Genomic DNA, 19,488 nt, shown 5'->3' on the forward strand with positions numbered 1-19,488 from the left:
CCGCCCACCCGTCCCGGCGACCACGTGGGGGTCCACGAGCAGAAGGACGGCCGCTTCTACATCGGCGCCGCCCCCGTCGTCGGCCGCTCCAGCGGCACCACCCTCACCGCCCTCGCGGACCTGCTCGAGGCCCACGGCGCCACGCGGCTGCGCACCACCCCCCACCAGAAGATCGTGGTGCTGGACGTGGAGCGGGACCGGGTGGACGCCGTCGTGGCCGGCTTGAAGGAGCTGGGGCTGGACCCGGAGCCGTCCGTATTCCGCCGCTCCACCATCGCCTGCACGGGCCTGGAGTTCTGCAAGCTCGCCATCGTGGACACGAAGGACACCGCCACCGCCGCGATCGCCCAGCTCGAGGAGCGCCTGGCCGACCTCGCCGACCGCCTTCCCGAGCGGCTGAGCCTGCATGTGAACGGCTGCCCCAACTCCTGCGCCCGCATCCAGACCGCGGACATCGGTCTGAAGGGCCAGCTGCTGCCGGACGACGACGGCGGCCAGACGCCCGGCTTCCAGGTCCACCTGGGCGGCGGGCTGGCCTCCGTGGACCGCGCCGAGGCCGGCCTCGGACGCAGCGTCCGCGGCCTGAAGGTCCGCGCGGACGGCCTGGTCGACTACGTCGAGCGCCTCGTCCGCCGGTACGACGAGCAGCGTGAGCCGGGCGAGACCTTCGCCCGGTGGGCGCACCGAGTCGACGAGGAGGCCCTCCGATGAGCACCGTTCCCCCCACCCGTCCGACCGAGGACCTCGAGCGCCTGCAGGCGCTCGCGGAGTCCGGCGCCGCCGAGCTCGGCTGGGACGCCCCCGCCAAGGCGGTGGTCGACTGGGCCGCCCGCCATGTGGACCTCCGCCGGGCCGCCGTGGCCTGCTCCATGGCCGATGCCGTCCTGCCGCACCTGGTGGCGCAGCGGATGCCCGGCGTGGACGTCCTCTTCCTGGACACCGGCTACCACTTCACCGAGACCCTCGCGACGCGCGACGAGGTGGCCCGCCGCCTCGACGTCACCGTGGTGGACGTGCTGCCGGAGCTGACCGTGGCCGAGCAGGACGAGCGCCACGGCAAGGACCTGTTCGCCCGCGACCCGGGGCTGTGCTGCGCGATGCGCAAGGTCGAGCCCCTCAACCGGGCGCTGGCCGGATACGACCTGTGGTTCACCGGCGTCCGCCGGGACGAGGCGCCGACGCGCACGAACACCCCGCTGGTGGGCTGGGACGATGCCCACGGCATGGTCAAGGTCAACCCCGTCGCCCCGTGGAGCTTCGACGACCTGGTCGGCCACGCCACGGACCACGACGTGCCCGTGAACCTGCTCCTGCAGAACGGCTACCCCTCGATCGGCTGCCGTCCCTGCACCCGCCCCGTCGCCCCCGGGGAGGACCCCCGTGCCGGGCGCTGGGCCGGGACCGCGAAGACCGAGTGCGGCATCCACGTCTGAGCGCCGCTCCCGAGACAGACCAAGGAGACACGATGACCCTCACCCATGCCCCCGACCCGGGGACCGTGAGCCCCGCCGGGCCCGACGTCCAGGACGCCCTGGAGGCCGAGGCGATCCACATCATCCGCGAGGTGGTGGCCGAGTTCGAGCGCCCCGCCATGCTCTTCTCGGGCGGCAAGGACTCCGTGGTGATGCTCCACCTGGCCGCGAAGGCCTTCTGGCCGGGGAGGATCCCCTTCCCGGTGGTCCACGTGGACACCGGCCACAACTTCCCCGAGGTCCTCGAGTTCCGCGACCGCACGGTGGAGCGGCTCGGCCTGCGGCTCGTGGTGGGCTCCGTGCAGGAGTACATCGACCGCGGCGAGCTGCGTGAGCGCCCCGACGGCACCCGCAACACCCTGCAGACCACCCCGCTGCTGGACACGATCCGGACCAACCGGTTCGACGCCGTCTTCGGGGGAGGCCGCCGGGACGAGGACAAGGCGCGGGCCAAGGAGCGGATCATCAGCCTGCGGGACGCGTTCGGCCAGTGGGACCCGCGCAACCAGCGCCCCGAGCTGTGGAACCTCTACAACGGCCGTCACACCCCCGGCCAGCACGTCCGCGCGTTCCCCATCAGCAACTGGACCGAGCTGGACGTGTGGCGGTACATCGCCCGCGAGGGCATCGAGCTGCCCTCCATCTACTACGCGCACGAGCGGGAGGTCTTCCGCCGCGACGGCATGTGGCGCGCCGTGGGGGAGCACTCCCGCCCGGCCGAGGGTGAGGAGGTCACCACGCGGACCGTGCGCTACCGCACGGTGGGCGACATGTCCTGCACCGGCGCCGTCCTCTCGGAGGCCGCGACCGTCGAGGACGTCGTGCTCGAGGTCGCCGCCTCCACCCTGACCGAACGCGGGGCCACCCGCGCCGACGACCGCATCTCCGAGGCGGCCATGGAAGATCGCAAGAAGGACGGGTACTTCTGATGAGCACCGCACTGCTGGACCGGCGCGCCCCCGCCGGGACCCTGTTCCGCCTGGCCACGGCCGGCTCGGTCGACGACGGCAAGTCCACCCTCGTGGGCCGCCTCCTGCACGACTCCAAGGCCGTCCTGGCCGACCAGCTCGAGGCCGTGGCCCGCACCTCCGCCGAGCGCGGCTTCGGCGGCGCCGAGGGCGGGCTGGACCTGGCGCTGCTGACCGACGGCCTGCGCGCCGAGCGGGAGCAGGGGATCACGATCGACGTCGCGTACCGGTACTTCGCCACGGACCGGCGCACCTTCGTGCTGGCCGACTGCCCCGGGCACGTGCAGTACACCCGGAACACCGTCACGGGCGCCTCGACGGCCGACGCCGTCGTGCTGCTCGTGGACGCCCGCAAGGGCGTGGTGGAGCAGACCCGGCGCCACCTCAGCGTGGTGGCCTTGCTGCGGGTGCCGCACGTGATCGTCGCCGTCAACAAGATCGATCTCGTGGACTACTCGGAGGAGGTCTTCACCGCGATCGCCGAGGATGTCCGGCGCGTGGCCCGGGAGCTCGGCCTCTCCGACGCGGTGAGCGTCCCGGTGTCCGCCCTCCAGGGCGACAACGTGGTCACCCGCTCCGCGCGGACGGACTGGTACACCGGCCCCACGCTCATGGAGCTGCTCGAGTCGCTGCCCGGGGCGGACGCCGAGGACGACGCCGCGGCCTCCTTCCGCTTCCCGGTGCAGCTCGTGGTGCGCCCCCAGGGCGCCCTGGCCCCCGGCCTCGACCCCGAGGTCTTCCGCGACTACCGCGGCTATGCCGGGCAGGTCGTGGCGGGCACCGTCCGGCCCGGGGACGCGGTCGCCGTCCTCACCCCGGGGCAGCCGGCGCGCACCACCACCGTGGTAGGCGTCGACGCCGCCGGCGAGTCCCTCGAGGAGGCCTCCGCCCCGCAGTCGGTCGTCCTGCGCCTGGCCGACGAGGTGGACGTGGCCCGCGGGGACACGATCGCCGCCGCGGACACCGCCCCGCGCCCCACCGCGGAGGTGTCCGCCGCCCTGTGCTGGCTCTCCGCCGCGCCGCTGCGCGTCGGGCAGCAGGTCCTCGTCAAGCACGGCACCGCCGTCGTCCGGGCGCTCGTCCAGGAGGTGGCCGGTCGGCTCGACCTCGACACCCTGCGGCTCGACCCGGCCGAGACCCTCGGGCTCAACGACATCGGACAGGTGCGCCTGCACCTGGCCGCGCCGCTGCCCGTGGAGCCCTACGCCGTGCATCGGCGCACCGGGGCGTTCCTCGTGATCGACCCCCACGACGGGGCCACGCTCGCCGCCGGCATGGTGCGCGGCGGCGACGCGGCCTGATCCGGATGACGACGGGGCGACGGGAGCGGTCATGACAGTGGTGATGGAGGACGTGGGCAAGAGCTTCGGCGGGCCCACGCCCGTGCTGGAGGACGTCTCCGTGCGGATCGAGCCGGGCGAGTTCGTCTGCCTGCTCGGCGCGTCCGGATGCGGCAAGTCCACCCTGCTGAACCTCATCGCCCGGCTCGAGGCGCCCACCGCGGGCGTCGTCAAGACCCCCCGGGAGGGGGCCGCGTTCATGTTCCAGGACGCCGCCCTCTTCCCGTGGCTCACCGCCCGCGGCAACATCGAGCTCGCCCTCCGGCTCGCCGGTGTGCCCGCGGCGGAGCGTCGGGGGCGTGCCGGGGAGCTGCTGCGTCTCGTCCACCTGGGCGACGCCGCCGACCTGCGACCCCACCAGCTCTCCGGCGGCATGCGCCAGCGCGTCGCCCTGGCCCGGGCCCTCGCCCAGGACCGCCCCCTGCTGCTCATGGACGAGCCGTTCGCCGCCTTGGACGCGATCACCCGCGACCTGCTGCATGTGGAGCTCGAGCGGGTGTGGAGTCAGACCGGTCGGACGGTCGTGTTCGTCACCCACAACGTGGCCGAGGCCGTCCGCCTCGGCCAGCGGGTGCTGCTGCTGTCCTCACGGCCGGGCCACGTCGTCGCCGAATGGGACGTGCCCGCAGCCGCCCGCCACGACGCGCCCGCCGCGGCCGCCCTCACGGCCGCCATCACCGCCCGACTCGGTCAGGAGATCCGTCGCCATGCGCACTGACACCCCCACCCTCGACGCCCCCGGCCGCGCGCCGGGGGCCGCGGCCGACGACGAGCTGCGCGAGCTCGACAGCGGCCTCGACGCGCTCCAGGCCGTCGACTCGGCCCGCCGGACGGGTCTGGCCGGGTGGGACTGGAGCCGGGTCCTGCTCCCGGTGGCCGCCGTCGTCCTGCTCGTGGCGATCTGGCAGGTCGCCGCGTGGCTGGCCGGGGCGCGCGGCGAGCCGATCACCGGTCCCGGCGACGTCCTCGGGGCCTTCGGGGCGCTGTGGGCCCAGGGCCTCGTCCAGCAGGCCGTGGCGACGTCGGTGGGCCGCGCCGTCGTGGGCTTCGCACTCGCCGTGGTCGTCGGCGTCGGGCTGGGCCTGGTGCTCGGGCAGGTCGGCGTCCTGCGGCGGGCGTTCGGCCCGCTGCTCACGGCCCTGATGGTGCTGCCCAACGTGGCCTGGGTGCCGCTCGCGGTGCTGTGGTTCGGCCTCAGCGACGCGACCGCGTACTTCGTGATGCTCACCGGCGCCGTCCCCGCCGTGGTCGCCGGCCTCACCACCGGCACGGACCAGGTGCCGCCGCAGCTGCGTCGCGCGGCCCGCGTGCTGGGCGCCTCGCGCCTCGAGACCGCCCTGCTGGTGGTCCTCCCGGCCGCCCTGCCCGCCTTCGTCTCCGGACTGCGCCAGGGCTGGGCCTTCGCGTGGCGAGGCCTCATGGCCGCCGAGATCATCGCCGTCGGCGGGCCCATGGGCGTCGGACTCGGGACCCTGCTCCACCAGGGACGGACCGAGTCCGACCTCGCCGTCGTCCTCTGCGCCGTCCTGGCCATCCTGGCCGTCGGCGTCCTCGTCGAACTGACCGCATTCGGCCCCGTCGAGCGGCGCATGCTGCGCCGCCGGGGGCTGCTGGAAGGGAGCACGCGATGACCGCGTCCGATCTGTACCCCACCTCCCTGCGTCTGCTCGGCCGGCCCGTCCTGATGGTGGGCGGCGGGCGCGTGGCCGGCCGCCGCGTGGGCGCCCTCCTCGACGCCGGCGCGCTCGTCACCGTGGTGGCCCCGGAGCCGGGGGAGGAGGTGGAGCGGCTCGCGGCGGCCGGCCTGCTCACCCTGCACCGCCGCCCCTACCGCCCGTCCGACCTCGACGGGGTCTGGTTCGCCCAGACCGCCACCGGCGACCGGGCCGTGGACGGGGCCGTGGCCTCCGACGCCGAGGCCCGCCGCGTCTGGTGTGTCGACGCCTCCGACGCCGAGTCCTCCGCCGCCTGGACGCCCGCCGTCGTCCGGGCCGGGGACGTGACCGTGGCCGTCAACGCCGGGGGAGACCCTCGCCGTGCCCGCGCCCTGAAGGACGCGATCACCCTCGCCCTGTCCACGGGGCGGCTGCCGCTGCGCCGGCGGCGCGCGTCCGCCGAGCCCGGCCGAGTGGCCCTCGTCGGCGGCGGCCCCGGCGACTCCGGGCTCATCACCGTGCGCGGACGACAGCTGCTCGCGGAGGCCGACGTGGTGGTCGCCGACCGGCTGGGCCCGCGCGCCCTCCTGGCCGAGCTGGACCCGGCGGTGCCCGTGATCGAGGTCGGCAAGGCCCCCGGGAACCACCTGGCCACGCAGGACGAGATCAACGCCGTCCTGGTCCGGGAGGCCCGGGCCGGCCGCCTCGTCGTCCGGCTCAAGGGCGGCGACCCGTACGTGCTCGGCCGCGGCGGCGAGGAGGCCGCGCACTGCCGCGCCCACGGCGTCGACGTCGAGGTGGTCCCCGGTGTCACGAGCGCCGTCTCGGTGCCCGCCGCCGCGGGGATCCCGGTCACCCACCGCGGCGTCGCCACCGGCTTCACGCTGGTGACCGGCCACGAAGAGCTGTCCGAAGTGCCCACCCGGGCCGACCACACGCTCGTCCTGCTGATGGGCGTGCGCCGGCTCGCGGACACCGCACGCCGACTGACGGAGCGCGGCCTCGACGGCGCGACGCCCGTGGCGATCATCGAGCGCGGCTGGCTGCCGGACCAGCGGGTCACCGTGGGCACGGTCGAGACCATCGCCGCGCAGGCGGCCGCCGTCGGCGTGGAGAACCCCGCCGTGATCGTCGTGGGCGACGTCGTGCGCCTGAGCCCCTACACCACCGGCGCGCCTGCGGCCGGTGTCCCTGCCCCGATCCTGACCCTGAACTCGACCTCCGAAGGAGCACGAGCATGACCCTGACCCCCTCGTCCCCGAGGCCTGACCGCCCGTTGCGCATCGCCATCATCGGTGCCGGACCCGCCGGGGTGTACACGGCGGACATCCTGACCAAGGAGGAGCGGGACTTCCGTGTCAGCATCGACCTGTTCGACCGGTACCCGGCCCCGTTCGGTCTGATCCGTTACGGGGTGGCCCCGGACCACCCGCGCATCAAGGGCATCGTGAACGCCCTGCACAAGGTCATGGACCGCGGGGACATCCGTTTCCTGGGCAACGTGGACTACGGCACGGACCTGAGCCTGGCGGATCTGCGTCGGCATTACGACGCGATCGTGTTCTCCACCGGTGCCGTGCGGGACGCTGTCCTGGAGGTGCCGGGGGTGGAGCTGGCCGGCTCGTTCGGTGGCGCGGACTTCGCCGCCTGGTACGACGGCCACCCGGACGTGCCGCGGCACTGGCCGTTGGAGGCCACGCAGGTGGCGGTGATCGGCAACGGGAACGTGGCCCTGGATGTGGCCCGGATCCTGTCCAAGCATGCCGAGGACCTGCTGCCCACGGAGATCCCGGACAACGTGTACCGGGACCTGGCCGCCTCCCCGGTCACGGATGTGCACGTGTTCGGCCGCCGCGGGCCGGCGCAGGTGAAGTTCACCCCGTTGGAGCTGCGCGAGCTGGCGCATTCCCGGGATGTGGACATCGTGCTGTACGAGGAGGACTTCGACTTCGATGAGGCCTCGGAGCAGGCGATCGAGGAGAACAACCAGGTCCGCACCATGGTGGGCACGTTGACGAACTGGTTGATGGAGCAGGAGGACCGTCAGCAGAGCGCCTCGCGTCGGCTGCATCTGCATTTCCTGCAGGCTCCGGAGGAGTTCCTGGACGAGGACGGGGACGGCCGGGTGGATGGTCTGCGGATGCGTCGGATGGAGTTGGACGGTTCCGGTGGGGTCCGTCCGACGGGGGAGACCGTGGACTATCCGGTGCAGGCGGTGTATCGGGCGGTGGGGTACTTCGGGTCTCCGGTGGAGGGGGTGGAGTTCGATGAGGTGCGTGGGGTGATCCCGAATGCGCAGGGCCGGGTGCTGGATGCGGATGGTGCCCCGGTGCCGGGGCTGTATGCCTCGGGGTGGATCAAGCGGGGCCCGGTGGGGTTGATCGGGCATACCAAGGGTGACTCGTTGGAGACGATCACGCATCTGATCGAGGACGAGCCGGGGCTGTGGAGGGCTCAGGAGCCGGCGGAGGAGTCGGTGATCGAGCTGCTGGAGTCCCGTGAGGTCCCGTACACGACGTGGGCCGGCTGGCATGCTCTGGATGAGCATGAGAAGTCCTTGGGTGCGCAGGCGTCGGAGGCCGGGCCGGTGGCGCGGGAGCGGGTGAAGGTCGTGGACCGGGAGGAGATGACCCGCATCTCTCGGGAGAGCATCCTCCTCGGCGCCGGAGGCTGAGCCCTCCCGTCGGGTGGATTCGCGGCCGGGCGCGGCCCACCCCTCGCCCGCGCCGCGGCCCGCTCCCTACCGTGGTGCCCATGACCACCTTCGCCGCAGCCGAACGCGCCCGCCTCGCTGACCTCCTGCTCGAGAAGGGCCCCCACGCGCCCACCCTGTGCGGCGGCTGGAGCACCCGCGACCTCGCCGCCCACCTCTGGCTGCGGGAGAGCCGACCCGACGCCTTCGCCGCCCTGTTCATCCCGCCGCTGTCCCGCCACCTCGACCGCCTGACCGCGGAGACCACGCGCCGCGACTACGCCGAGGTCGTGCGGGAGTGGGCCGCGGGCCCGTCGGCGCTGAACCCCATGCGGGCGGCGGACAGGCACGTGAACGCGGCCGAGCACTTCATCCACCTCGAGGACGTCCGGCGCGGCGAGTCCGCGGCCGGCGGCTCGCTGCCCGCCCCGCGCCCGTTCTCCCCGGAGGAGGAGGACGCCCTCTACCGCTCGCTGCGCCGCATGGCCCCGCTGTTCCTGCGTAAGTCCACCGCGCCGGTGGTCCTCCAGGGCCCGGGCCGCGCCCCGGTCACCGTCACCCGTGGGGCCGTGGCGCTGCGGGCGCCCGTCACGGTGACCGGCGAGATCGGGGAGCTCCTCCTCTGGGCCTCCGGCCGGGACGCCGTCCACGTGGAGCTCGACGGCGACGCGTCGGCGGCCGTGCGCACCGCCCTCTGACCCGCTCCGGCCCGCGGCCACGGGCCGGCGCGTCGTCCACTACACTGGCGGGCACAGGCGTCGACCCGGCCATCACCGGCGAGCCTCCGGAAGAACGGGCCGCACGGCCCCAGTAGAACCGGACGGGTAAGCCCGTCACAGCAGTCATCAAGCGGCCAGCACCCCGGGGACCTCCCGGCGCCGGCAAGCAAGGTGGTACCGCGTCCGCGGCCGGCCGGAGGGTCGGGCCCTCGGGCGTCCTTGCACGGAACCGACGCCCCGGACGCAAAGGACCCCCGTGTACCCCCTCGCCTCCTCCGCCCCTGACGGCCGCACCCCCGCCTCCCCGCGCTTCCCGGAGATCGAGCGCCGCATCCTGGCGTACTGGGACGAGGACGGCACCTTCCAGGCCTCGATCGACCAGCGTCCCGCCCGGAACGAGGACGGCTCGCAGAACGAGTTCGTCTTCTACGACGGCCCGCCCTTCGCCAACGGCCTGCCGCACTACGGCCACCTGCTCACCGGGTACGTCAAGGACCTCGTGGCCCGCTACCAGACGCAGCAGGGCCGCCGCGTGGAGCGCCGCTTCGGCTGGGACACCCACGGCCTGCCCGCCGAGCTCGAGGCGATGAAGCAGCTGGGCATGACGGACAAGTCCGAGATCGAGGCCATGGGCATCGACACGTTCAACGACGCCTGCCGCTCCTCGGTCCTGAAGTACACGGACCAGTGGCAGGACTACGTGACCCGCCAGGCCCGCTGGGTCGACTTCGAGAACGACTACAAGACCCTCACCCCGGACTTCATGGAGTCCGTGATCTGGGCCTTCTCCGAGCTGCACCGCAAGGGCCTGACCTACCGCGGCTTCCGCGTCCTGCCCTACTGCTGGAACGACGAGACGCCGCTGTCCAACCACGAGCTGCGCATGGACGACGACGTCTACAAGATGCGCCAGGACCCCTCGGTCACCGTCACGTTCCCGATCACCGGCCTCCCGGCGGACCCCGCCCTCGTGCCCGACGGCGGCGCCGACGCGGCGCTCGCCGCGCACCTGGCCGGCGTCCACGTCCTGGCCTGGACCACCACGCCCTGGACGCTGCCGACCAACGCGGCCCTCGCCGTCGGCCCCCAGATCCAGTACGCCGTGGTGCCGGCCGGCCCCGAGGGCGCGACCGCGGACGGGGACCGTTTCCTCCTGGCCGTGGACCTCGTGGGCGCCCACGCCAAGGAGCTCGGCTACACCGACGCCGACGCCGCCCGCGCCGCGGTCACCGAGACGATCCCCGGCGCCCGCCTCGGCGGCCTGGCCTACGCGCCGCTGTTCACGGACGTGTTCGACGCCCACCGCGGGGAGACCTTCACCGTCAACGGCCGTGACCTCGGCGTCGAGGGCGCCCACCGCATCCTCGTGGACGACTACGTCTCCACCGAGGACGGCACCGGCGTGGTCCACCAGGCGCCGGCCTACGGTGAGGACGATCAGCGCGTGTGCGAGGCCAACGGCATCCCCGTGCTGCTCTCCGTGGACTCCGGCGCCCGGTTCCTGCCGCTGTTCGCCCGCGAGGACGTCGGGCGCGGCGACCTGCGCGAGATCGCCGGCGTCCAGGTCTTCGAGGCCAACCGCACGATCATCCGCGCCCTGCGCGCCCTGGGGCGGCTCGCGCGGGAGGCCTCCTACGAGCACTCCTACCCGCACTGCTGGCGCTGCCGCACGCCGCTGATCTACCGCGCCGTGACGTCCTGGTACGTCAAGGTCACCCAGGTCAAGGAACGCATGCTCGAGCTGAACGAGGAGATCACCTGGATCCCCGGCAACGTGAAGCACGGGCAGTTCGGCACGTGGGTCGCCAACGCGCGCGACTGGTCCATCTCCCGCAACCGCTACTGGGGCTCGCCCATCCCGGTGTGGGAGTCCGACCACCCGGACTACCCGCTCCAGGAGGTCTACGGCTCCCTGGCGGAGATCGAGGAGGCCTTCGGCCGTCTGCCGCGCAACGCCGAGGGCGAGGTGGACCTGCACCGCCCGTGGGTGGACGACCTCACCCGCCCCCACCCGGACCCCGAGGCCGCCGCGGCCGGTGCGGTCATGCGCCGGGTCGAGGACGTGCTGGACGTCTGGTTCGACTCCGGCTCCATGCCGTACGCCCAGGTGCACTACCCGTTCGAGCGCGCGGACTGGTTCCCCACGCACAACCCGGCGGACTTCATCGTGGAGTACATCGGCCAGACGCGCGGCTGGTTCTACACCATGCACATCCTGGCGACCGCCCTGTTCGACCGGCCGGCGTTCTCCAACGTGATCTCGCACGGCATCGTGCTCGGCTCGGACGGACAGAAGATGTCCAAGTCGCTGCGCAACTACCCGGACGTCACGGAGGTCCTGGACCGCGACGGCGCGGACGCCATGCGCTGGTTCCTCATGGCCAGCCCCATCCTGCGCGGCGGCAACCTGATCGTCACGGAGGAGGGCATCCGCGAGGGCGTCCGCCAGGTGCTGCTGCCGGCGTGGAACGCCTACCACTTCTTCACCCTGTACGCGAACACCGCGCACGACAGCGGCGCCCGCCCCGAGGGGTACCGCGCGCAGGAGCGGCACACCGCCGAGGACCCCCTGGACCAGTACATCCTGGCCGCCACGGGCCGCATGCTGCGGGAGGTCAAGACCGGCCTGGACGCCTACGAGGTCTCGGCCGCCACGGACGCGCTGCGCGGCTTCATGGACACGCTCACCAACTGGTACATCCGCCGGTCCCGTGAGCGGTTCTTCGACGAGGACACCGTCGCCTTCGACGTCCTCTACACCGTCCTGGAGGCCTTCGCCCGGGCCGCCGCACCGCTGATGCCGCTGATCGCCGAGGAGATCTGGCGCGGCCTCACCGGCGGCCGCTCGGTCCACCTGACCGACTACCCGGACGCCGACCTGTTCCCGCACGGGCCCGAGGCGGACTCCCTCGTGGCCCGCATGGACGCCGTGCGCCGCATCAGCTCGGCCGGCTCGGCCCTGCGCAAGGGGGCCGGGCGCCGGGTGCGCCTGCCGCTGCCCCGCCTGTCCGTCGTCGTCCCGGACGCGGCGGGCCTCGAGGGCACCCACGCCCGCATCGTGGCGGACGAGCTGAACCTCAAGGACGTCGAGCTCACCGAGCTCTCGGAGGAGGCGATCGCCCGCTACGGCATCGGCACGGAGCTGAAGCTGAACTTCCGCGAGCTCGGCAAGGCGTTCGGCAGGCAGGTGCCGCTCGTGAAGCAGGCGGTCGACGCCGGCGCGTACGAGGAGACGGCCGAGGGCCTGGCGGTCACGCTCGCCGACGGCGAGACCGTGACCCTGGCCCCCGCGCTCTACGAGCTGCGCACCGTCTCCACCGGTGCCCCCGAGGGGACCGCGGTGGGCGTGCTGCCCGGCACCGCCGGCTTCCTCGTGCTGGACACCGAGGTCTCCGCGGAGCTGGCCGCCGAGGGCACCGCCCGGGACGTGGTCCGCGCCGTCCAGGCGGCCCGCAAGGACGCCGGCCTGGACGTCTCCGACCGCGTGCGCACGCGGATCGAAGGCCCCACCGCCGTCGTGGCGGCGCTCGAGGCCCACCGCGGTCTCGTCGCGGAGGAGACCCTCACGGTGGACCTGGAGCTCGTGGACTCCGGCGCGGCCGACCCGCGCAAGGACCCGGCCGACGACGCCATGAAGACCGTGGCCGTCACCGTCGCGAAGGCGGACGCGTGATGCGCGCCGACGTCCCGGGCACGGTCGAGGAGGTCTACCGGGACCTGCTCGCCCGCGCCCCGGAGAACAAGATGCAGCCGCGGCTCGAGCCGATGCGGCGCGTGCTCGCGCTGCTCGGCGACCCGCAGCACGCGGCCCCGGTGATCCACCTGACCGGCACCAACGGCAAGACCTCCACGGCGCGCATGGTCGAGGCCGTCCTGCGCGCGTACGGGCTGCGGACCGGGCGCTACACCTCGCCGCATCTGCAGCGCGTCACGGAGCGGATCAGCATCGACGGCGCCCCGGTGGCCGACGAGACCTTCGTGCGCGTGTGGGGGGAGATCCTCCCGATCGTGCAGACCGTGGACGCGGAGCTCGAGGCCGCGGGCGAGGTCCCGCTGACGTACTTCGAGGCGGTCACCACGCTGGGCTTCGCGGTGTTCGCGGACGAGCCCGTGGAGGTCGTCGTCCTGGAGGTGGGCCTCGGGGGCGTGACGGACGCGACCAACGTCGCGGACGCCGTCGTCTCCGTGGTCACCCCCATCTCCCTGGACCACACGGACCTGCTGGGGGAGACCGAGGCCGAGATCGCCGAGGAGAAGGCCGGCATCATCAAGCCCGGCGGCGCCCTCGTCTCCGCCGCCCAGGAGCGCGACGCCGCCCAGGTGCTGCTCGAGGCGGCCCGGGCGGCCGACGTGCCGTTCCGCTTCGAGGGCGTCGAGTTCGGCGTGCTCGAGCGCTCCCTGGCCGTGGGCGGCCAGCAGGTGTCCGTGCGGGCCCTCGCGGCCGAGTACCGGGACCTGTTCCTGCCGCTGCTCGGGGAGCACCAGGCGCAGAACCTCGCGGTGGCCGTGGCGGCCCTGGAGATGTTCCTGGGCGGCGGCGAGCGACCGCTGGACGAGGAGCTGCTGCGCGAGGGGCTGTCCCAGGTCACCTCGCCCGGCCGGCTCGAGGTGCTGCGCACCGCCCCCACGCTCATCGTGGACGCCGCCCACAACCCGGACGGCGTGCGGGCCACGGCCCGCGCGGTGCAGGAGGCGTTCGGCTTCACCCGCCTCTCGCTGGTCGTCGGGATCCTCCAGGAGAAGGACGCGCCGGGCATGCTCGCGGCGCTCTACCGGGCGTTCGGCGACGACGTGGAGGACCTCGCGGTGACGCAGTCCTCCTCGGCCCGCGCCATCCCGGCCGGGGAGCTGGCCCGCATGGCCGTCGACGCCGGCTGGCCCGAGGACGACGTGTACGCCACCGAGTCCGTGCCGGACGCCCTCGAGTGGGCGGTCGGCCGCGCGGAGGCCCTCGAGACGAGCGCGGACGAACTGGCCTCCGGCACCGGCGGCGGCGTGCTCGTGCTCGGTTCGATCACCCTGGCCGCCGAGGTCCGCGCCCTCGTGGGCGAGCCCCGGCATGCCGGCCCCGTCACCGTGGCCGCCCGCGGCCTCGACCCCGCCGACCTGCTCGACGCCGTCGGGCTGGCGGACGCCGACGAGGACGACCTGGACCCGGAGATCCTCGAGCTGCTCGAGGACCGCGACGACGCCGGCGCCCGCCGCCGGCCGGAGGAGGACCGATGACCGACGACCAGCCGGAGACCGGAGACGCCACGGAGCAGGGGCGCTTCGGCGACGAGCCCTGGCGCCCCGCGCGTGAGACGCGGTCCCAGCGGCAGTGGCGCCCCGGCACTCGTCGGCGTCGCCGCTCCGTGCGCGCCCTGTTCACCTCCACGATCCTCATGCTCGAGGCGGTGCTCATCTTCTTCCTTGGGCTCATGCTGTTCGGCATGCACCGGGACGAGCCGGGCGCCTGGTGGTTCGTGGCGGGCTACTCCGCGCTGGCCGTCGTCGCGGTGCTGACCTGCGCCCTGGTGCGCAGGCCCGTCGGCATCGCGATCGGCTGGGCGATCCAGGCCGTCCTGCTGGCCTCCGGCTTCTGGGAGTACTCGATGTTCGTGGTGGGGGCCCTCTTCGCGCTGACGTGGGCGTACGCCGTGATCAAGGGCGGTGCCATGGACGTCGAGAACGCCCAGCGCGACCGCCTCGAGGCCGCCTGGGAGGCCGAGCACGGACGCTGAGACCCGGGCCCCACTAGGGTGGGGCGGGAACCGGACCGCGCTCGCGGCCGTCCGACGACGCTAGGAGCAGACCCCATGACGCACCACATCGAAGAGACCCTCGTCCTCGTCAAGCCGGACGGGGTGGCCCGCAACCTGGTCGGCGAGATCCTCGCGCGCATCGAGCGCAAGGGCTACGTGATCGCCGATCTGAAGATGCTCACGCCCACCCGCGCCATGCTGGAGCGCCACTACGAGGAGCACCAGGGCAAGCCGTTCTTCGAGCCGCTGGTCGCGTTCATGGCCTCCGGTCCCGTGGTGGCCGCGCGCGTCTCGGGCGATTCGGTGATCGAGGGCTTCCGCTCGCTGGCCGGCAAGACCGATCCCACCGTGGCCGCCCCGGGCACCATCCGCGGCGACCTGGGCCGGGACTGGGGCGAGGCCGTCCAGAAGAACCTCGTCCACGGTTCGGACTCGACCCTCTCGGCCGAGCGCGAGCTCGCGATCTGGTTCGGCTGAGCCCGTTCCGGGCCCGCACGACGGCGGCCGGTCACCCGGGTGGGGTGACCGGCCGCCGTCGTCGTGTCCGGTGGGGGAGCTCAGGCTCAGTCGATCCCGATGACCCCGAGGCCCAGTTCCAGCAGGATCGAGGCGAACACCAGGACGTAGAGGAGCACGATCACGGGCCAGGCCAGCTCCCGGGCCAGTCGGACGAGGCTGGCCGGGGCCGGCAGCGTGCCGGTCTGCAGGTTCCGGGACGTCACGAGCACGAGCTGGGCGATGACCATGGCCCACACGATCATGCAGTAGAGGCAGAGCGTGCCGATGCTGTAGACGGCCGAGTACCAGAGCCACACGCAGAACGCGAAGCCCGCCAGGATCCCCGCGTTCATCAGCAGCCAGTACCAGCGGGCGAAGCGGGCGCCGGCGAGCAGGGACACCGCCACGGTGATGAGCACGGAGAACGCGACCACGCCGATGTACGTGTTCGGGAAGCCGAAGGTGTGGGCCTGCCACGACTGCATCACCTGGCCGCAGGACACCCACGGGTTGAGGTCGCAGGACGTGCGGTGCGTCGGGTCCGCGGTGAGGAGGGCGCGCTCGACGATGATGACGATCGTCGCCGTCAGCGCCACGAGCGAGGTGATCAGGAGCAGCGCCGCGGTGCCCGCGGGTCGGGCGTACCAGGTGAGCCGGGCCTCCTCGGCGGGGACGTCGTCGGCAGGGGAGAGGCGGACGTCGTCCGTCAGCGGGGTCGCAGGCATGGACACGATTCTAGGCGTGTGCCCGGGGCGGATGTGAGAGAATCGGCCCTGGCCGTCCCGTGGCCACACCGCGGGGCAGCCCGCTGCGCGCCCGACGTCGGGCCGCCGCCGAGGCGCCCCCGCGTCGAGCATCGTGCGGGAGGTGGACGCCGGGCCCCGCCCGGGTGCGTCCGTGCGCCGGCCGGCGGACGGCACGTGACGCCCAGGCTCCGATCTCGAGGGCGCAGCGGTTCCGCGCCGGGCCCTGACGGTCGACGCGGTCCACTCGATGACTTCTCGGAGTCCGCCTCCCGGCGCACCCGTGGCGCACGGCGCCCGGGGCAACGCGGCCGGCGGCGGACGCGGACACGCCGGGCGGCGGCGAGTGTGGCGTCGTCGGTCGGCGGGAGGTGCTGCCATGGCGGCCAACAACGAGGACACGACCCGCGCAGACGAACGTGCGGAGGAGACGGCCGCACAGGCCGTGACGCAGACTGCGGCGGACACCGCCGCCGGGGCGGTTCAGCCGGAGCGGACCCCCGCGTCCGATGACGTCGCGGACGCGCCCGAGGAGCCGAGCGCGCCGACGCTGCAGTTCGACCCGACCGACCCGTTCGCCGTGCCGGCGAACCTGATCGAGGTCCTGCGCACCGAGACCACGTCGCGGCAGCGCTCCGAGGCTGAGGACGACCCGGAGACCTCCGGGCGTTCGCGCCGTCGTCGCCCCTCGCGCGAGGGCGGCCACGCGGAGGAGGGCGCCGCAGACGCGTCGGCGGACGCCGAGGACCGGGAGGACGCCGGAGAGTCCGAGGACCGGGCCGAGGGCGCCGTGGTCTCCCGTCGGCGTCGCCGGCGCCGCCGCGGCGAGGTGGACATGGAGCTCGACGGCGGCGAGGCCGGCGATCCCGAGCACACCGTCACCCGCGTGCGCGCACCGCGCCAGGCCGTCGGCACCGCCTCGGACACCGTCCAGAGCGTCAAGGGCTCCACCCGGCTCGAGGCGAAGCGCCAGCGCCGCCGCGACTCCCGCTCGGGCGGGCGTCGCCGCACCGTGATCACCGAGGCCGAGTTCCTGGCCCGCCGCGAGGCCGTGGACCGCAAGATGCTCGTGCGCCAGCGCGACCAGCGCATCCAGATCGCCGTGCTCGAGGACGGCGTGCTGGCCGAGCACTTCGTCTCGCACACCACGCAGGACTCGATGATCGGCAACGTGTACCTGGGCAAGGTCCAGAACGTGCTGCCGTCCATGGAGGCCGCGTTCGTGGACATCGGCCGCGGACGCAACGCCGTGCTCTACGCGGGCGAGGTCAACTGGGACGCCGCCCAGCTGGACGGCAAGCCGAGGAAGATCGAGAACGCGCTCAAGTCCGGCGACACCGTGCTCGTCCAGGTCACCAAGGACCCGGTGGGCCACAAGGGTGCCCGCCTGACCAGCCAGGTCTCCCTGCCCGGCCGCTACCTCGTGTACGTGCCCGGAGGCTCGATGACCGGCATCTCCCGCAAGCTGCCGGACGTGGAGCGCTCGCGTCTGAAGAAGATCCTCAAGGACCACCTGCCGCAGGACGCCGGCGTGATCGTGCGCACCGCGGCCGAGGGCACCTCCGAGCAGGAGCTGCAGAACGACATCAACCGTCTGCGCGCCCAGTGGGAGGGCATCCAGGAGAAGGCGTCCGGCACCAAGGTGCTCGCCCCCGAGCTGCTCTACGCCGAGCCGGACCTGACCATCAAGACGGTCCGCGACGTCTTCAACGAGGACTTCTCCGCCATGCTCGTCCAGGGCGAGGCCACGTGGGACAACATCGAGGCCTACGTGACCTACGTGGCCCCGCACCTGCTGGGCCGTCTGCACCACTGGGTGCCGGAGGACCACGACGGCGAGGACCTGTACGCCACCCACCGCGTGGACGAGCAGCTCCACAAGGCGCTCGAGCGCAAGGTGTACCTGCCCTCCGGCGGCTCGCTCGTGATCGACCGCACCGAGGCCATGACCGTGGTGGACGTGAACACCGGCAAGTTCACGGGCTCCGGCGGCAACCTCGAGGAGACCGTCACCAAGAACAACCTCGAGGCCGCCGAGGAGATCGTCCGGCAGCTGCGCCTGCGGGACATCGGCGGCATCATCGTCATCGACTTCATCGACATGGTGCTCGAGGCCAACCGCGACCTCGTGCTGCGCCGTCTCGTGGAGTGCCTGGGCCGGGACCGCACGAAGCACCAGGTCGCCGAGGTGACCTCGCTCGGCCTGGTCCAGATGACGCGCAAGCGCATGGGCACCGGGCTCGTGGAGGTGTTCTCGGAGACCTGCGAACACTGCGCCGGCCGCGGCATCCTCATCCAGGACACGCCGGTCGAGCGGGGCCGCTCCGGCGGTGAGCAGCGCGGCGAGTCGGAGGGCCGCCGTCGTCGCCGGCGTCGGGGCGACGGCGAGGGCGAGCACGCCCACGCCGCCCCGGCCACGACGACGGGCGCCGAGCCCACCGACTCCGAGGACGAGCGGCAGCGCCGTGAGCGGGCCGAGGCCGCCCGTGTCGCCCTGCACTCGATCGCGAAGGCCTCCGGCAAGGTGGCCGAGGACGAGACCCCCGCCCAGGAGTCCGCCCCCGCCGAGCAGGCGGCCGAGGCCGTCGAGGCCGCGGAGGCCGGGCAGCCGGCCGGGGCGGACGAGGAGGAGACGCCGCGTCGCCGGCGCCGTCGGGGCCGCCGCCGCAGCCGGGGCCGCGCCGAGGAGTCGGGGGACACCGGCGCCGAGGATGCGGGCTCCGAGGATGCCGCGCGGTCGCACGACGACGGGCTCGCCGAGTCCGCCGAGCAGCCCCGTCAGACCGAGGAGGAGGCCGCCTCCGAGGCCCCTGGGGCCCCTGAGCACCAGGACCCGGTCGTGCAGGCCGAGGAAGCTGTGGCCGCCGTCGCGGAGGCGGAGGCCGACGCCGAGGCCGAGACCCCGGAGGATGCGGCCGAGCAGGGCGACCGCCCGCGCCGGTCCCGGCGTCGCCGGGGCGGTCGCGGCCGGTCCCGGCGGGACGGCGAGGCGGCCTCGACCGAGGCCGACGCCGAGGACCAGGGTGCGGAGCGCGCGGCGTCGTCGCGGCACGTCGCCGCGGACGCTGAGTCCTCGGCGGCCGTGCCTGCCGAGGATGCCTCGGCGCCCGTGCCCGCCGAAGATGCCCCGGCGCCCCGGCGCCGCCGGTCCCGCCGGGCCTCGAGCGACGGTGTCGTCCGTCCGGCCGCCGGTGCGGAGGCGTCCACCGAGCGGGCGGCCGACCGCACGGACGCGGCTCCGGTGGAGACCGCCGAGCCCTCGCCCGAGGAGTCCACGGACGCCACCGAGGTCCACGAGCAGCCCGCCGCCCCGGCCGCCGTCGAGGAGGCCGTGATGGTGGAGCCTGCGGCGACCGAGCCGACGGCGGAGCCCGCGGCGGACGTGGAGCAGGCGTCCGTCGCGGACGCCCCGGCCGAGGCCCAGGCAGCCCCGGCGCCCGGATCGCCGCGCCGGCGCTCGCGTCGCGCCGTGTCCTCCGACGGCGTCCACGTCCAGGTCCAGGCCGCGCCCGGCGGCGCCCGGGGCGGCCGTTTCACCGCGGCCGTGGCCGAGGCGTCCACCCCCGCCGAGCCGCAGGGTGCCGCCCCGGTGATGCTCGGTGTCGGGGTGAAGGCCGCCGACCTGGCCCGCCGCGGCCGCTGACCGTCGTCGGTGCC

General features: G+C 73.9%; 14 protein-coding genes and 1 pseudogene. 14 read left to right on the forward strand and 1 reads right to left on the reverse strand.

All coding sequences use genetic code 11. The features are described from left to right. The 13 genes and pseudogenes from J1M44_RS07875 to ndk form a co-directional block, all read left to right on the forward strand. Nucleotides 1–711 (forward strand): annotated as a pseudogene (locus tag J1M44_RS07875) (nitrite/sulfite reductase); the annotation flags it as partial. After that, nucleotides 708–1,433 (forward strand): phosphoadenylyl-sulfate reductase, encoded by a 726-nt coding sequence (locus tag J1M44_RS07880; RefSeq protein WP_144824339.1) that lies wholly within the window; start codon nt 708–710, stop codon nt 1,431–1,433. The pseudogene J1M44_RS07875 and the gene J1M44_RS07880, both read left to right, overlap by 4 nt. Nucleotides 1,434–1,465: 32 nt before the next feature. Next, nucleotides 1,466–2,401 (forward strand): sulfate adenylyltransferase subunit CysD, encoded by a 936-nt coding sequence (gene cysD, locus J1M44_RS07885; protein WP_144824340.1) that lies wholly within the window; start codon nt 1,466–1,468, stop codon nt 2,399–2,401. Continuing rightward, nucleotides 2,401–3,741 carry a sulfate adenylyltransferase subunit 1 gene (locus J1M44_RS07890; RefSeq protein WP_144824341.1) on the forward strand — a complete coding sequence of 447 codons (1,341 nt, stop codon included), beginning with the start codon at nt 2,401–2,403 and terminating at the stop codon, nt 3,739–3,741. The genes cysD and J1M44_RS07890 overlap by 1 nt, the downstream gene beginning before the upstream one ends. Before the next feature lie 31 nt (nt 3,742–3,772). Then, nucleotides 3,773–4,498 (forward strand): ABC transporter ATP-binding protein, encoded by a 726-nt coding sequence (locus J1M44_RS07895; protein WP_144824342.1) that lies wholly within the window; start codon nt 3,773–3,775, stop codon nt 4,496–4,498. Then, nucleotides 4,488–5,411 carry an ABC transporter permease gene (locus tag J1M44_RS07900; protein ID WP_144824343.1) on the forward strand — a complete coding sequence of 308 codons (924 nt, stop codon included), beginning with the start codon at nt 4,488–4,490 and terminating at the stop codon, nt 5,409–5,411. The genes J1M44_RS07895 and J1M44_RS07900 overlap by 11 nt, the downstream gene beginning before the upstream one ends. Then, entirely contained in the window at nt 5,408–6,676 is a 1,269-nt protein-coding gene (gene cobA, locus J1M44_RS07905) for a uroporphyrinogen-III C-methyltransferase (RefSeq protein ID WP_144824344.1), read from the forward strand. Before J1M44_RS07900 ends, cobA begins: the two co-directional genes overlap by 4 nt. After that, nucleotides 6,673–8,109 (forward strand): FAD-dependent oxidoreductase, encoded by a 1,437-nt coding sequence (locus tag J1M44_RS07910; protein WP_206480836.1) that lies wholly within the window; start codon nt 6,673–6,675, stop codon nt 8,107–8,109. Before cobA ends, J1M44_RS07910 begins: the two co-directional genes overlap by 4 nt. 80 nt (nt 8,110–8,189) lie before the next feature. Beyond that, nucleotides 8,190–8,825: a TIGR03085 family metal-binding protein gene (locus J1M44_RS07915; RefSeq protein ID WP_144824163.1), complete on the forward strand. Its 636-nt coding sequence runs from the start codon at nt 8,190–8,192 to the stop codon at nt 8,823–8,825. Nucleotides 8,826–9,102: 277 nt separating this feature from the next. Continuing rightward, entirely contained in the window at nt 9,103–12,519 is a 3,417-nt protein-coding gene (ileS, locus tag J1M44_RS07920) for an isoleucine--tRNA ligase (RefSeq protein ID WP_144824162.1), read from the forward strand. Beyond that, complete coding sequence (locus J1M44_RS07925) at nt 12,519–14,072, forward strand: bifunctional folylpolyglutamate synthase/dihydrofolate synthase (protein ID WP_144824161.1); 1,554 nt, start codon at nt 12,519–12,521, stop codon at nt 14,070–14,072. The genes ileS and J1M44_RS07925 overlap by 1 nt, the downstream gene beginning before the upstream one ends. Then, the gene (locus J1M44_RS07930; protein ID WP_144824160.1) at nt 14,069–14,569 is read left to right on the forward strand and encodes a DUF4233 domain-containing protein; all 501 of its coding nucleotides are present in this window, start codon (nt 14,069–14,071) and stop codon (nt 14,567–14,569) included. The genes J1M44_RS07925 and J1M44_RS07930 overlap by 4 nt, the downstream gene beginning before the upstream one ends. A gap of 75 nt (nt 14,570–14,644) precedes the next feature. After that, complete coding sequence (gene ndk / locus J1M44_RS07935; RefSeq protein WP_144824159.1) at nt 14,645–15,067, forward strand: nucleoside-diphosphate kinase; 423 nt, start codon at nt 14,645–14,647, stop codon at nt 15,065–15,067. Between the two features lie 86 nt (nt 15,068–15,153). Here ndk and J1M44_RS07940 read toward each other — a convergent pair whose 3' ends face one another. After that, on the reverse strand, nt 15,154–15,813 hold the full coding sequence (locus J1M44_RS07940) for a vitamin K epoxide reductase family protein (protein WP_144824158.1): 660 nt from the start codon (nt 15,811–15,813) through the stop codon (nt 15,154–15,156). Between the two features lie 397 nt (nt 15,814–16,210). Between J1M44_RS07940 and J1M44_RS07945 the strand changes: the two genes are divergently transcribed. Next, nucleotides 16,211–19,474: an Rne/Rng family ribonuclease gene (locus J1M44_RS07945; RefSeq protein WP_241252878.1), complete on the forward strand. Its 3,264-nt coding sequence runs from the start codon at nt 16,211–16,213 to the stop codon at nt 19,472–19,474. The last annotated feature ends 14 nt before the right edge of the window (nt 19,475–19,488 follow it).

The sequence above is a fragment of the Micrococcus sp. KRD128 genome, assembly GCF_017168395.1.
GTDB lineage: Bacteria > Actinomycetota > Actinomycetes > Actinomycetales > Micrococcaceae > Micrococcus > Micrococcus luteus.

What these genes read in the sequence shown, in the direction of transcription:
- J1M44_RS07880 (WP_144824339.1), top strand. Translation starts at nt 708, where the DNA reads ATGAGCACCGTTCCCCCCACCCGTCCGACCGAGGACCTCGAGCGCCTG.
- cysD (WP_144824340.1), top strand. Translation starts at nt 1,466, where the DNA reads ATGACCCTCACCCATGCCCCCGACCCGGGGACCGTGAGCCCCGCCGGG.
- J1M44_RS07890 (WP_144824341.1), top strand. Translation starts at nt 2,401, where the DNA reads ATGAGCACCGCACTGCTGGACCGGCGCGCCCCCGCCGGGACCCTGTTC.
- J1M44_RS07895 (WP_144824342.1), top strand. Translation starts at nt 3,773, where the DNA reads ATGACAGTGGTGATGGAGGACGTGGGCAAGAGCTTCGGCGGGCCCACG.
- J1M44_RS07900 (WP_144824343.1), top strand. Translation starts at nt 4,488, where the DNA reads ATGCGCACTGACACCCCCACCCTCGACGCCCCCGGCCGCGCGCCGGGG.
- cobA (WP_144824344.1), top strand. Translation starts at nt 5,408, where the DNA reads ATGACCGCGTCCGATCTGTACCCCACCTCCCTGCGTCTGCTCGGCCGG.
- J1M44_RS07910 (WP_206480836.1), top strand. Translation starts at nt 6,673, where the DNA reads ATGACCCTGACCCCCTCGTCCCCGAGGCCTGACCGCCCGTTGCGCATC.
- J1M44_RS07915 (WP_144824163.1), top strand. Translation starts at nt 8,190, where the DNA reads ATGACCACCTTCGCCGCAGCCGAACGCGCCCGCCTCGCTGACCTCCTG.
- J1M44_RS07925 (WP_144824161.1), top strand. Translation starts at nt 12,519, where the DNA reads ATGCGCGCCGACGTCCCGGGCACGGTCGAGGAGGTCTACCGGGACCTG.
- J1M44_RS07930 (WP_144824160.1), top strand. Translation starts at nt 14,069, where the DNA reads ATGACCGACGACCAGCCGGAGACCGGAGACGCCACGGAGCAGGGGCGC.
- ndk (WP_144824159.1), top strand. Translation starts at nt 14,645, where the DNA reads ATGACGCACCACATCGAAGAGACCCTCGTCCTCGTCAAGCCGGACGGG.
- J1M44_RS07940 (WP_144824158.1), bottom strand. Translation starts at nt 15,813, where the DNA reads ATGCCTGCGACCCCGCTGACGGACGACGTCCGCCTCTCCCCTGCCGAC.
- J1M44_RS07945 (WP_241252878.1), top strand. Translation starts at nt 16,211, where the DNA reads ATGGCGGCCAACAACGAGGACACGACCCGCGCAGACGAACGTGCGGAG.